General features: G+C 74.4%; 11 protein-coding genes. 7 read left to right on the top strand and 4 right to left on the bottom strand.

Features of this window, described 5'->3' with window-relative positions; translation table 11 throughout:
- Nucleotides 1-149: 149 nt before the first annotated feature.
- The 4 genes from QSK00_RS11335 to QSK00_RS11320 all read left to right on the top strand — a co-directional run bounded on the left by QSK00_RS11335 (nucleotide 150) and on the right by QSK00_RS11320 (nucleotide 3,117).
- Nucleotides 150-1,028, top strand: coding sequence for a ParA family protein (locus tag QSK00_RS11335; RefSeq protein ID WP_285590652.1), 879 nt, complete (start codon nucleotides 150-152; stop codon nucleotides 1,026-1,028).
- On the top strand, nucleotides 1,025-1,816 hold the full coding sequence (locus tag QSK00_RS11330) for a segregation and condensation protein A (RefSeq protein ID WP_285590556.1): 792 nt from the start codon (nucleotides 1,025-1,027) through the stop codon (nucleotides 1,814-1,816). The genes QSK00_RS11335 and QSK00_RS11330 overlap by 4 nt, the downstream gene beginning before the upstream one ends.
- A gap of 7 nt (nucleotides 1,817-1,823) precedes the next feature.
- Complete coding sequence (scpB, locus tag QSK00_RS11325) at nucleotides 1,824-2,426, top strand: SMC-Scp complex subunit ScpB (RefSeq protein WP_285590553.1); 603 nt, start codon at nucleotides 1,824-1,826, stop codon at nucleotides 2,424-2,426.
- Between the two features lie 73 nt (nucleotides 2,427-2,499).
- Nucleotides 2,500-3,117 carry an SDR family NAD(P)-dependent oxidoreductase gene (locus tag QSK00_RS11320; protein ID WP_285590551.1) on the top strand — a complete coding sequence of 206 codons (618 nt, stop codon included), beginning with the start codon at nucleotides 2,500-2,502 and terminating at the stop codon, nucleotides 3,115-3,117.
- A gap of 54 nt (nucleotides 3,118-3,171) precedes the next feature.
- On the opposite strand, the gene QSK00_RS11315 is transcribed toward QSK00_RS11320, so the two are convergent.
- Entirely contained in the window at nucleotides 3,172-4,347 is a 1,176-nt protein-coding gene (locus tag QSK00_RS11315) for a YbfB/YjiJ family MFS transporter (protein WP_285590549.1), read from the bottom strand.
- A 42-nt stretch (nucleotides 4,348-4,389) separates the two neighbouring features.
- On the opposite strand from QSK00_RS11315, the gene QSK00_RS11310 reads away from it, so the two are divergent.
- The 3 genes from QSK00_RS11310 to der all read left to right on the top strand — a co-directional run bounded on the left by QSK00_RS11310 (nucleotide 4,390) and on the right by der (nucleotide 7,334).
- Nucleotides 4,390-5,136 carry a pseudouridine synthase gene (locus QSK00_RS11310; RefSeq protein ID WP_285590547.1) on the top strand — a complete coding sequence of 249 codons (747 nt, stop codon included), beginning with the start codon at nucleotides 4,390-4,392 and terminating at the stop codon, nucleotides 5,134-5,136.
- 65 nt (nucleotides 5,137-5,201) lie between these two features.
- Entirely contained in the window at nucleotides 5,202-5,957 is a 756-nt protein-coding gene (cmk, locus tag QSK00_RS11305; RefSeq protein ID WP_285590546.1) for a (d)CMP kinase, read from the top strand.
- Between the two features lie 3 nt (nucleotides 5,958-5,960).
- Complete coding sequence (gene der, locus QSK00_RS11300; protein WP_285590544.1) at nucleotides 5,961-7,334, top strand: ribosome biogenesis GTPase Der; 1,374 nt, start codon at nucleotides 5,961-5,963, stop codon at nucleotides 7,332-7,334.
- Nucleotides 7,335-7,346: 12 nt separating this feature from the next.
- Here the strand turns inward: der and QSK00_RS11295 are convergent, their stop codons facing one another.
- The 3 genes from QSK00_RS11295 to QSK00_RS11285 are packed head-to-tail and all read right to left on the bottom strand — an operon-like array spanning nucleotide 7,347 to nucleotide 12,591.
- A complete protein-coding gene (locus QSK00_RS11295) occupies nucleotides 7,347-10,943 on the bottom strand; it encodes an FHA domain-containing protein (protein ID WP_285590542.1) in 3,597 nt (1,198 codons plus the stop codon).
- The gene (locus tag QSK00_RS11290) at nucleotides 10,936-11,358 is read right to left on the bottom strand and encodes a CBS domain-containing protein (protein ID WP_285590540.1); all 423 of its coding nucleotides are present in this window, start codon (nucleotides 11,356-11,358) and stop codon (nucleotides 10,936-10,938) included. The genes QSK00_RS11295 and QSK00_RS11290 overlap by 8 nt, the downstream gene beginning before the upstream one ends.
- A 21-nt stretch (nucleotides 11,359-11,379) precedes the next feature.
- Nucleotides 11,380-12,591, bottom strand: coding sequence for a protein kinase family protein (locus QSK00_RS11285; RefSeq protein ID WP_285590538.1), 1,212 nt, complete (start codon nucleotides 12,589-12,591; stop codon nucleotides 11,380-11,382).
- Between the last annotated feature and the right edge of the window lie 96 nt (nucleotides 12,592-12,687).

Genomic DNA, 12,687 nt, shown 5'->3' with positions numbered 1-12,687 from the left:
GAAGCGCTTCCGTCACACGTCGGCGCGTCATGATGGCCCCGCTCGGGCCCCCCTCCTAGCCTGGGCGGACCACGGAGGCGCGGGGGTCACCCGGAGGGAGGACGATCCTGATCATGTCGGCACCTCTCTTCGACGCCGAGTCGCTGCGGATGGGTGAACCGGCACGGCCGGACGTGCCCGCCGTGACGCCCGCACCCGAGCCGCCCGACCCGTCGTCGCGACCCCGCCGGGAGATCCCCGAGCCCGTACCGCTGTCCGGGCACGGACCGGCGACGGTCCTCGCGATGTGCAACCAGAAGGGCGGGGTCGGCAAGACGACCTCGACGATCAACCTGGGCGCCGCGCTGGCGGAGTACGGCCGGAAGGTGCTGCTGGTCGACTTCGACCCGCAGGGCGCGCTGTCGGTGGGGCTCGGGGTGCAGCCGCACGAGCTCGACACGACGATCTACAACCTGATCATGGAGCGGCGGGTCACCCTCGACGACGTCGTGCTCCGCACCGCGGTCGAGGGCCTGGACCTGCTCCCGAGCAACATCGACCTCTCCGCGGCCGAGGTGCAGCTGGTCAGCGAGGTCGGGCGCGAGCAGACCCTCGGGCGCGTGCTCGCCCCCGCGCTGCCCCACTACGACTTCGTGCTCGTCGACTGCCAGCCCTCGCTCGGCCTGCTCACCGTCAACGCCCTGGCCTGCGCGCACGGGGTGCTCATCCCGCTCGAGTGCGAGTACTTCTCGCTGCGCGGGGTGGCCCTGCTGATGGACACGATCGAGAAGGTGCAGGACCGGCTGAATCCGGATCTCGAGATCACCGGCATCCTGGCCACCATGTACGACCCCCGTACCCTGCACACCCGCGAGGTCATGGCCCGCGTGGTCGAGGCGTTCGGCGACCTCGTCTTCGACACGGTCATCAACCGGACGGTGCGCTTCCCCGAGACCACGGTGGCCGGCGAGCCGATCACGAAGTGGGCGTCGCGCTCGCAGGGCGCCGAGGCCTACCGGGCACTGGCGCGAGAGGTCATCGCGCGGTGACCCTCACGCCGGAGCGCACCGGCTTCCAGGTCACCCTCCACAACTTCACCGGCCCGTTCGACCTGCTCCTGCAGCTCATCGGCCGCCACGAGCTCGACGTCACCGAGGTCGCGCTCTCCCGCGTCACCGACGACTTCATCGCCTACACCGCGGCGCTCGGCGGGTCGGCCGACCTCGAGGAGACCACCGGCTTCCTCGTCGTCGCGGCGACCCTGCTCGACCTCAAGGCCGCTCGGCTCCTGCCCAGCGCCGAGGTGGAGGACGAGGACGACCTCGCGCTGCTCGAGGCGCGGGACGTGCTATTCGCGCGGTTGCTGCAGTACCGCGCCTACCAGCAGGTCGCGGCCCTGTTCCGGGAGCTGGAGTCCTCGGCGCGGCTGCGCTACCCGCGGGCGGTGTCGTTGCCGCCGGAGCTGACCGAGCTGCTGCCGCCGGTCGAGCTCGGCGTCGACGCCGCCCGGTTCGCCGAGATCGCCGCGGCGGTGTTCCGGCCCGCGCCGCCGCCGACGGTGGGTCTGGACCACCTGCACGCGCCGAGCGTCTCGGTCCCCGAGCAGGTCGTGATCATGAGCTCTCGGCTCGAGGAGGCCGGTCGCCTGACGTTCGCGGAGCTGTGCGCGGACTGCGAGCACGGCGTCGAGGTCGTCGGACGGTTCCTCGGCGTGCTCGAGATGTACCGCTCCCGCCAGGTCGCCCTCGACCAGGAGGAGGCCTTCGCCGAGCTCGCGGTCCGCTGGGCCCCCGACTCCGAGGACCGCGGGACGGCGGCGCTGGACCCCGGGGAATGAGCGAGCCATGAGCCTTCCCGACGACGAGCTCCCCGGGCTCGGGCGCGAGGCGGAGCTGGACGCCGCGATCGAGGCCGTGCTCATGGTCGTGGACGCCCCGGTGCCCGCGACCCAGCTCGCCGAGGTCCTCGAACAGCCCGCCGCCCGGGTGACGACCGCCCTGGAGCGGCTCGCCGCGTCCTACGCCGGCTCGCCCGACGCGTCCGGCTCCGCTCCGATGCGCGAACGTGGCTTCGAGCTCCGCCGCACCGACGAGGGCTGGCGGTTCGCCTCCCGGGCCCGCTTCGCGCCCTACGTGGAGCGCTTCGTCCTCGACGGCCAGCGCGCCCGGCTGACCCGGGCCGCCCTGGAGACCCTCGCGGTCGTCGCCTACCGCCAGCCGGTCACGCGGGCGCGGGTCTCGGCGGTGCGCGGCGTCAACGTGGACGGCGTCATGCGCACGCTGACCGCCCGGGGACTGATCGTCGAGGCCGGCGTGGACGGCGCCACCGGGGGAACGCTGTACCGGACCACGGAGCTGTTCCTGGAACGCCTCGGGCTCGGTTCGCTCGACGAGCTGCCCCCGATCGCGCCGCTGCTGCCCGAGGTCGACGACATCGACGAGCTGTAGCACCCCGCGTGGCAGGAAAGCGTCGTTGCTGTCGTCCAGCGCCAGAAAAGCCACATCCTCGAGGAGCCGCCCCGTGACCAGCGTGATCATCGTCGGAGTAGGCCCCGGGATCGGTACCTCCGTGGCCAAGCGGTTCGCGCGGGAAGGCTTCACCGTCGGGCTGATCGCCCGCTGGGAGGAGACCGTCGCCACCGCGGCCGAGGCCGCGGGCGGGACCACCTGGACCCGGACCGCCGACGCGACGGACGAGAAGGCGCTCCGGGCGGCGCTGCGGGCGTTCGTCGACGAGCACGGCACCCCGAACGTCGTCGTCTACAACGCGGCGATCATCCGCACCGACGAGCCCGGGGAGCTCGACCAGGCGACGATGCTCGACACCTACGCGGTCAATGTGGTCGGGGCGATCACGACGGCGGGGGAGCTGCTGCCGGAGATGACCGGGACCTACGTCATCACGAGTGGCATGGTCCGCCCCGACCCCGGCCTGACGAGCCTGTCGCTGGGCAAGGTCGGTGTGCGCGGGCTCGTGGAACTGCTCACTTCCTGGCGCCCCGAGGTCCTCACGGCGTCGGTCACCGTCGGCGGCCCCGTCGAGCCCGGCGGACAGTGGGACCCCGACGAGATCGCCGAGCACTACTGGGAGCTGCACACCCGTGCGGTCACCGACCAGGAGGTCCGGCACGGCTGCTGACGCGGCTCGACACCGAGTTCGCCGCATTCGTGCCGCTCACCTGTGGCGGCGCGATCAGGGAGATCCGGAACGGCTGCCGAACCGGGCGGGCGGCACCGCCACGAGGGTCGCGGCGACGACGAGCGCCCCGCCGAGCGCGAGGGCCGGCCGGGCGTCGTCGCCGCTCACCAGCGTCACGGCGACCGGGCCGACCACCTGCCCCACCCCGTACAGCGCGGAGAACACGGCCACGACGGGGCCGGCGCCACGGCCCGCCAGCGTCCGGGCCAGCGGCAGGGTCAGCATGACGATCCCGACGAACGTCCCGCCGAAGACCACCGCCGACACCACGACGGCGACCGGTGACGCCACCACCGCCGGGAGGGCGAGACCCACGGCCTGCACCGCGAGGGCGACGAGCAACGTCGGTCCCCGGCCGCGGCGGGCCGCGATCCGTGCCCAGAGCACGCACGACGGCACCCCCGCGAGCCCCGCGATCGTCCACGATCCCGCCGCGACCCACGGCGGCCCGATGTCGGTGGCGACGTCGACGAGGAACGTGCCGGTGATGATGTAGCCCGCACCCTCGAGGAAGTAGGCGGTGCCGAGGGCCGCGAGCAGCAGCACCCGCGGCGGCGGCCCGGCCGCCGCGCCGTCGTCGTCGGGACCCACGGGCAGGCGCGCCAGCCGCAGGGCGAGCAGGCCCAGGACCAGCGCGAGCGCCGCGGCCACCCACCAGGTCGCGGGCCAACCCCCGAGGGCGGCGGCCGGAGGTGTGGCGAGGCCGGACAGGGCGATGCCGCCGCCGACACCACCGAACACCCAGCCCGCGAGGTCGTCCCGGTCGTGACGGCGCAGCAGCGTGAGGACGAGGTCGGCGGCCGTGACGAACGCGAACGCGCTGGCCACGCCGGCCAGCCCACGGGCCGCCGACCAGGCGGCGAACGCCGTCGAGAGCGGCATGGCGGCGAGCGTGAGCACCGTCAGGACCAGACCCGCCGTCAGGAAGGCGCTGCGGTGGCGACGGACGACGGGGGCGGCGGCGAGGACGCAGCCGACGAGGTAGCCGAGGTAGTTCGCGGCGGCGAGGAGCCCGGCGTCGGCGGTGGTGAGACCCGCGTCGGCGCCCATCACGGGGATGATCGGCGTGAAGACGAACCGCCCGACGCCCATCGCGGCCGCGAAGGCGGCGGCTCCGGCCGCGACCGCGAGCCCGAGGCGCGGGCGGACCGCGACGGTCGGCGTCGACACGGTGGACGAGCCTAGTCCGGAGCACGACTACGCTGGAGTCCCGTGACCGAGGGTGAGCAGGGAGTCCGCCTGCAGAAGGTGCTCAGCGAGGCCGGCGTGGCCTCGCGGCGGCAGGCCGAGATCCTGATGCGCCAGGGTCGGGTGGAGGTCGACGGCAAGGTCGTCACGGAGATGGGCCGGCGCGTCGACCCGGACGTCAACGTGATCCACGTCGACGGCAGCCGCATCGTGACCGACGTCGAGACCGTGCACCTCGCGCTGAACAAGCCCGAGGGGATGCTCTCGACCATGTGGGACGGCGAGGGCCGCCGCTGCGTCGGCGACATCGTCCTGGAGAAGGCGGGCAGCACGAAGGGCCTCTTCCACGTCGGCCGGCTCGACGCCGCCACCGAGGGTCTGCTGCTGCTCACGAACGACGGCGAGCTGGCCAACCGGCTGATGCACCCGTCCTACGAGATCCCCAAGACCTACCTCGCCGAGATCCGGACGCCGATCGCGAAGGACCTCGGCAAGCGCCTCCGGGAGGGCGTCGAGCTCGACGACGGACCCGCCGCGGTGGACAGCTTCAAGGTGATCGACCGGTCGGGCGCGCGCGTGATGGTGGAGGTCGTGCTCCACGAGGGACGCAACCGGATCGTGCGCCGCATCTTCGAGGCCGTCGACAAGCCGGTCGAGCGCCTGGTGCGCACCGCGGTGGGTGACGTGCGCCTCGGTGACCAGCGGCCGGGCACGCTGCGCAAGCTCGGTCGGGACGAAGTCGGAGCGTTGTACCACGCGGTGGGCCTCTAGGCCGCCGGATCAGGCACAATGGACTCCCGGACGGGTGTTGGTCGGACGTTCGGGAGGCGCTGGTCGTGGAGAAGGTCCTGCAGGGAGTCGTGGCGGTCGACGGGCCGTCGGGCACCGGCAAGTCGACGACCGCCCGCGGGTTGGCGATGCGCCTCGGGGCCCGCTACCTCGACACCGGTGCGATGTACCGGGCGGCCACCCTCGCGGTGATGCGGTCCGGCGTCGCGCTCGACGCGACCGCCACCGACGCCGACGGCCACGACGAGGCCGTCGCGGTCGCCCTCGCGGCCGACGTCGTGATGTCCACCGATCCGGCCGAGCCGCGGGTGCGGCTGGGCGCGGAGGACGTCGCCGCCGAGATCCGCGGCGTCGAGGTCACGCGGAACGTCTCGGCCATCTCCGCGCTGGGCGAGGTGCGCCGGCACCTGGTCGACGAGCAGCGGCGGATCATCGCCGAGGCGCACGACGACGGGTCGGGCATCGTCGTCGAGGGCCGGGACATCGGCACCGTCGTGGTCCCGGACGCCGACCTGAAGATCTACCTCGTGGCGTCGGACACCATCCGCGCCGGACGCCGCAGCGCCGAGGACACGTCCGCCGGACGTGCCACCGACGCCACCGCCACGGGCGCGGACCTCGCCCGCCGGGACCGCCTCGACTCCTCCCGCGCCGCCTCGCCGCTGCGCGCCGCGGTGGACGCCGTCGAGGTCGACACCTCGGCGCTCGACGTCGAGGGCGTCCTGGACCGACTCGAAGAACTCGCCGCCGAGCGCGGCATGCTGGTTCCCGCGCTGGCCGAGTCCAGCGCCAACGGAAGGTAAGACGTGACGCAGGAACTACCTGCGGATTTTGACCTGCCCGAGCACGACTCCGAGCGCCCGGCCCAGCCGGTGCTCGCGGTCGTCGGGCGTCCGAACGTCGGGAAGTCGACGCTGGTCAACCGCATCATCGGCCGCCGCGAGGCGGTCGTGCAGGACGTCCCGGGCGTGACCCGCGACCGGGTCGCCTACGACGCCCTCTGGAACGGGCGCCGCTTCACCCTCGTCGACACCGGCGGCTGGACGCCGGACGCCAAGGGCATGCAGGCCGCCATCTCGGCCCAGGCCGAGACCGCCATGGCCACGGCCGACGCGATCCTGCTCGTGGTCGACGGGCAGGTCGGCGCGACCTCGGTCGACGAGGCCGTCGCGCGCACGCTGCGCCGCTCCGACCGGCCGGTGCTGCTCGCCGCCACCAAGGTCGACGACGAGCGCGGGCTCGGGGAGATCGCCGCCCTGTGGCGCCTCGGGCTCGGCGAGCCCTACCCGGTGTCCGGCCTGCACGGCCGCGGCTCGGGCGACCTGCTCGACCGGGTGCTCGACGTGCTGCCCGAGTCCCCGCGCGACGACGTCGACCTCGAGGGCGGCCCACGCCGCGTCGCGCTGGTCGGCAAGCCGAACGTCGGGAAGTCCTCGCTGCTCAACCAGCTGACCGGTGAGTCCCGGGCGGTGGTCGACTCCACCGCGGGGACGACGACGGACCCGGTCGACTCGCTCGTCGAGATCGACGGCGAGGTCTGGCAGCTCGTCGACACGGCCGGCCTGCGCCGCAAGGTGCACCAGGCCTCGGGGATGGAGTACTACGCCTCGCTGCGCACCAAGGGCGCGATCGAGGCCGCCGAGGTGACGGTGCTGCTGCTCGACGCCTCGGAGCCGATCAGCGAGCAGGACCTCCGGGTCGCCACGCAGGTGGTCGAGGCCGGCCGCGCGCTGGTCCTCGCGATGAACAAGTGGGACCTCGTCGACGACGACCGCCGCGACGCCATGAAGCGCGAGCTGGAGCGGGCGCTGGTCCGGTTCCCGTGGGTCGAGCGGGTCAACATCTCCGCGAAGACCGGCCGGGCGGTCCGCAAGCTCGCCCCGGCGATGCGGACGGCCCTGGAGAACTGGGACCGCCGGATCCCGACCGGTCAGCTCAACCAGTGGCTGGCCGACATCATCGCCGCCACCCCGCCGCCGGTCCGGGGCGGGAAGCAGCCGAAGATCCTCTACGCCACCCAGGCCCAGACCCGCCCGCCGACGTTCGTGCTGTTCACCTCGGGCTTCCTCGAGGCGAGCTACCGCCGGTTCCTGGAGCGGAAGCTGCGCGAGACCTTCGAGCTCACGGGCACGCCGATCCAGATCAACATGCGGGTCCGGGAGAAGCGCAAGAAGTCCTGACGGCGGATCGGGTCACGGGACGAGCGGCGCCCCGTGACCCGGGATGCCGCGGTCGGGGGCCGGGGCCGGGAGCGGCGACGCGCCGGTGAACCCGGTGGCCCGGGCGTGCGTCGCGACCCGGCGGTCGTACTCGGTGACCGCCGCCAGCACCTGCGCGAGGGCGGCCAGGAGCACCTCCCCGGCGTGCTCGACCACGGTCGCCTCGTGCGTCTCGAAGGCGATCACGCCGTCGCGCAGGGCGCCGCGCAGCGCGGCGAGCAGGCGTCGGTCCTCCTGCTCCACGAACCGGCACATCGCCGGCGCCCGGGTCGACCGCACCCCCGCCCGCAGCGCCGCCATCGCGTCGAGCGCCGCCCGGTGGTCCGGGCCGTCCCGCAGGTCGGCGACGCCGGCCGCGAACCAGCCGAGCGGGCGGTCCGGGGCGCAGAAGGCGGTGGTGAGCTCCGCGAGGGTCGCCACCTCGTCGTCGAGCAGACCGTCCAGGTAACTCACCCGGAACCGCCGGTGGGTCTCGGCGAGGAACTGGGCGACGTACGGGGTCGGGACCGCTCCGCCGGCGAAGCCGTAGTCGTTGACCAGCGCGTTGTCCATCTCGACCACGAGGTAGAGCGCCCGCACCCACGCCGTGAACAGCTGCTCCAGGGCGAGCGGGCGGAGGCCGTCGGGGCCGAGCACCACCGCCCAGGCCGAGCCGAACGCGAGCCGGCGCATCGGCCCGAGCTCGTACATCCCGAGCATCGAGTCGACCTCGGGGCGCTCGTGGTGCAGGACCCCGCGATAGGCGCCCGTGGCGTCGGTGCCGACGTGGGCCCGCAGGATCTCCACCCCGCCGACGTGCTGCGCGGCGAACTCGGTGACGTCGTAGACCGTGCCCGAGATCGCCGTCCAGGAACTGTCGGGGCGGGTGTGCTCGACCAGGGTCGAGACGTCGATCGGCGCGCGGGCGCGGGCGTGCCCGCCGTAGGTGGTGAACACGTCCTGGGCGTACCGGCCCTCCGCGATCAGCCGCCGTACGGTGTCCGTCCCGGCCGCCCGGCCCACGGTCGCCATCACGGTCGCGGCGACGTCGGCCCGCCCGCACACGTAGAGGTGCCCCCGCTCGGCGATCCCGGCCAGCAGCGCGCTCCGTCCGGCGAGCAGGGCGTCGAGCCGCCGGGCCCGGCCCGGCACGACGACGTGACCGGTGCCGTCGAACTCCAGCGCCTCGTCCGCCCGCGAGAACGCCACCTCGAGGGTCAGCACCCCCGCGCGCACCCACCGGTCGAGGTCGGGGAGCGCGACGAGGTCGGCCGCGCTGCGCACGCCGAGGAGCAGGGTCGTCGGCCCGGCGGCCGGGTCGGCTGCCCGGGCGGCACAGAAGCCGAGGAACGGCGCGATCCCGGACCCGGCGGCCACCATCACGACCGGCACCGACCCGTCGTCGGGAAGGCGGAAGCGCGGGGTGGGCACGACGGTGAGCGCGAGGTCCTTGTGCCGGTACCGCGGTTCGGTCATCCGGTGCAGGAACGACGACGCCGACCCGTGCCGCTCGCGCGGGTAGGACCAGGTGGTCCGCTCGGTCGCGTAGGAGAGCTTCCCGACGACGAGACGGAGCCGGTCCGAGCCGTCGGGTGCGCTCGCGAGGGAGTAGAGCCGGTGCACCTCCGGCGGCACCACCCGGCACAGGCTCTCGGGCGAGTCCGGGGCGGCGCGCCAGAGCCGGGTGACGTCGAACCCGCCGGACGTGAGCAGCCCGAGCACGTCGTCGAGCTCCCACTGGTCCTCCATCCGGGCGTCCACGATCCGGCGCAGCGGCCCGTGGGCCGACAGGGCGACGAGCCGCTTCGCCACCCCGCGCGTCATCGGTCGGATGCGGCCCTGGACGAGGACCGAGCGCAGCGGGAGCACCTCGACCGCCCCGCCGCCGCGGGCGGCCAACGCCGCCCGCCAGTCGGCGGTGAGGGCGACGATCTCGTCGCCGGTCGCGCGCAACGCCGCGAGCGTCCGGCGGACGAGGTCGTCGTCGTTCTCGGCCAGCACCCCGAGGCGGTCGCCGGGTTCGTACTGCACGCCCTGTCCCGCGACGTCGATGTCGATGACGGCGGTGCCACCCGGGGTGAGCGCCCGTCCCGGCAACACCCGCCCCCGGACGGTCGGACGGCCCGTGGCGGGCCACCGTTCGTCGCGGACCTCGGCGAGCTCGGCGTCGATGACCTCCCACGTCCTGTCGCGGAAGAGTCCGGTGAACCGTGCCCCGGTCGTGACCGCCCGACCCACGGTGAAGGCCACCTCGAGGAACCCGTAGGCCTTGACCCGGTGCAGCCCCATCCAGCCGTGGTCGCCGGCGTAGGCGTCGAGCACGGCGTCCCAGAGCCCGGCCAGGTCGCCGTCGCCGGACCCGGCCACGACGTCGGCGACCGAGACCTCGGTCAGGGCCTCGACGACGGCCGCCCAGTGCCGGGGGAACCCGGCGCGCAGCGCGAGGCTCTGCTGTCCGACCGTCGAGGCGTACGCGCCGCGCCCGAAGAACGCGTCCATGGCGTGGAACTGCGGCTGGGCGGTGCCGGCCGGGCTCGGAGCACCCTCGAGGATCGGGACGCCGGCGATCCCGACGGTCTTCGCCCACAGGACCTGGTTGCAGTGGGTGAGGCTCGCGGGGTTGGGGTCGATCTGCGGGTAGATCGTGCGCGTGAGGTGGCGGAAGGTCGCCAGGATCGTGGTGAGTTCCGTCCGGAGGGCGGCCAGGTCGGCCGCGACGGCGGCCTCCTGGGCCCGCACCATCGCCCCGAGGACGGGTGCGAGCTCCATCGCGAACTCGGTGGTCACCAGGTAGAAGATCCGTTCGGCGTCGTTGCCCCAGGTCGGTACGAGCAGGTCGAGGTTCGCGAGCCGCCGCGGGCCGGCCGGGTCGCGCAGCCGCCAGTTGTAGAGGAACAGGTCGACGTAGGACACCGAGGGCACCGGCTTGCCCAGCCGTTCGGACACCTGTCGCCACGGCCGCTCCACGGCCTCGGGCAGTGCCGCCGGCGGATCGATCTCGGCGTACCAGTAGGCGTGGGCGAGGATCCCGAGCAGCGTGGACGCCCGGAACAGGTACCGGTCGGGCAGCGCCGCGGCGTCCGCGTCGAGCAGGGGCAGCCGGTCGACGACGGGCCGGGTCTCGAGCCGGGTGAAGAGCGCGGGGATCCGCTCGGCGAGCTCGTCCCACGCCCGGTGGCTCACGGGGAGGGCGGTCAGCGGGGGTTCCCGGGGCAGGAAGCCGTGCTCGAAGGACAGGAACCCGCCGAGCTCGTCGTGGGCCGCCTCGACGACCTGGCGGGCCCGGTTCGTCGGGCGCTCCGTGAAGGTCCAGGTCACGCGGCTCTCGCCGAGCAGCACCGTGTCGTCGGCCCGCAGCGGGTACCGGTCGACGGCCTCGTCGCCGACCCAGGTGCCGTTCGCGCTGTCCAGGTCGACGAGCACCACCCGGTGCCCGTCGGCCTCCAGCCGCGCGTGCCGGCGGGACACCATCCGGTCGGCGATCGCGACGTCCGCAGTGCCCGGGTCGCGCCCCAGCACGACCGGCAGCGCCGCCCGGTGCTCCTCGTGCCCGCCGTCGGGACCGGTGACGACGAGGTGGACCTCAGGCATGGGCGAGCACCGCGCGGCACAGGTCCGTGCGGGAGACGGTCCCGCACAGGCGTCCGTCCTCGACGACGGGGAGCCGCCGGATCCGGCGGTCGGCCATGACCACCGCGGCCGCCGTCAGGTCGTCCTCCGGTCGCAGGGTGATCGCGTCGGTGATCACCAGCGCGTCGACCTCCCGGCCGGCCAGCTCGTGCCCCCGGGCGACGAACGCCGCGAAGGCCGCGGCGATCGACCCGGCCTCGCGGACGTCGTCGGCGCCCGGGAGCACCGCGCGGACCACGTCGCCCTCGGACAGGACCCCGACGAACCGGCCGTCGTGGTCGAGCACCATCAGCTGCCCGACCTCGGAGCTGCCGATCAGCTCGGCCGCCCGTCGCAGCTCGGCGCCCAGCCGGATCGTCGGGGGGAACCGCGTCATCACCTCGTCGACACGCACCGGCTACCGCCTCGGGGTGTACGTCGCGTCGGTGGCGGAGGGCGCTTCACTGCGGGGCCGGTAGGTGGCGTCCGTGGCGGCCGGTCCGGGCACCGCGGTGCTCTCTCGACGGCGTGCCTGCTCCCGGACGGTCTCGGCGGCGCGTCGGCCCTGCAGGCGAGGGACGAACGTCGCGGCGGTCGCGGCGGTCGCGGCGGTCGCGGCGAGCGCGGCCGGTGCGGACACCGGGGGTGAGGCAGCGGTGGACGTCGTCCGGGGACCGAGGGCGGGTGCCACGTCGCCGGCGGCGGCCCGGGCGGCCGCGACGAGCTCGGGGACGGAGCCGTACCGCTGCGCCGGAGCCTTCGCCATCGCCCTGGCGACGACGTCGTCGAACGCGACCGGGACGCCCGACGTCACGCTCGGAGCCGGGGGCGGCGAGGTGAGGTGGGCCTTCATCACGGCGGCGAACCCGACCACCGGGAACGGTCGCCGCCCGGTCAGCAACCCGTACAGGAGGACCCCGACCGCGTAGACGTCCACGCCCGGGCCGGTGCCGCCGTCGAAGACCTCGGGCGCCGTGTGGTCGAGGTCGGTGGGCGCCATGGTTCCCCGGGGTTCGTCGACGAGATCGACGGCACCGTCGTCGGCGACCCGGACGGCCGAGAGACGGACGTCGCCGCACGGGCGGCCCCGCCCGACCGCGACCTGGACGACCCGGGCGAGGACGTCCACGGCCCGGGCCGGGGAGGGAGGCAGGACCGGGGCGTGGTCACCGGACTCCGTCGGGGCCGGGGGAGGGGCGGCGACCACCGTCGGTGCTTCCCGATCGTCGATCGGTGCCGGGACGGCGTCGTCGGGTGCTGGGGTGGCGGGGCCGGGCGCCCGGGCGACGTGGAGGACCGGGGACGGTACGGGGACCGGGGTGACCTCGGAGCCCATCGCGACCCGTCGTCGGGAACGGAGGAGGCGCACCCGGGCGCGGACGCGTCCGGACCGGGCGGGGACGAGGACCACCAGCAGGACGGCGACGATCAGGACCGCCGGCCAGGGTCGGGGGACGTGTTCGCGGGCGGATTCGCCGAGCCGGGAGTTCCACGCGAGCACGAGGCACACCGAGGCGAGCAGCCCGACCAGCAGCAGCGCGGCCGGCTTCGGCCCACGGCGGCGAGGCGCGGCGACGTCGTCGACCCGGGAGCGCCCGGCGGACACCAGCAGGGGGGCCGTGACCTCCACCCCGCTCGCGTCCCCGGGCGACGTCCCGCACCGCGGGCAGGACGGCACGTCGCGGCGGGTATGCGCGTGGCAGGAGCGGCACGACATGCGGACGAT

This window comes from Actinomycetospora sp. NBRC 106378 (genome assembly GCF_030269685.1).
In the GTDB taxonomy this organism is placed as follows: Bacteria; Actinomycetota; Actinomycetes; order Mycobacteriales; family Pseudonocardiaceae; genus Actinomycetospora.
The sequence above is the reverse complement of the archived record's forward strand: the minus strand, read 5'-3'. Positions and strand labels throughout refer to the sequence as shown.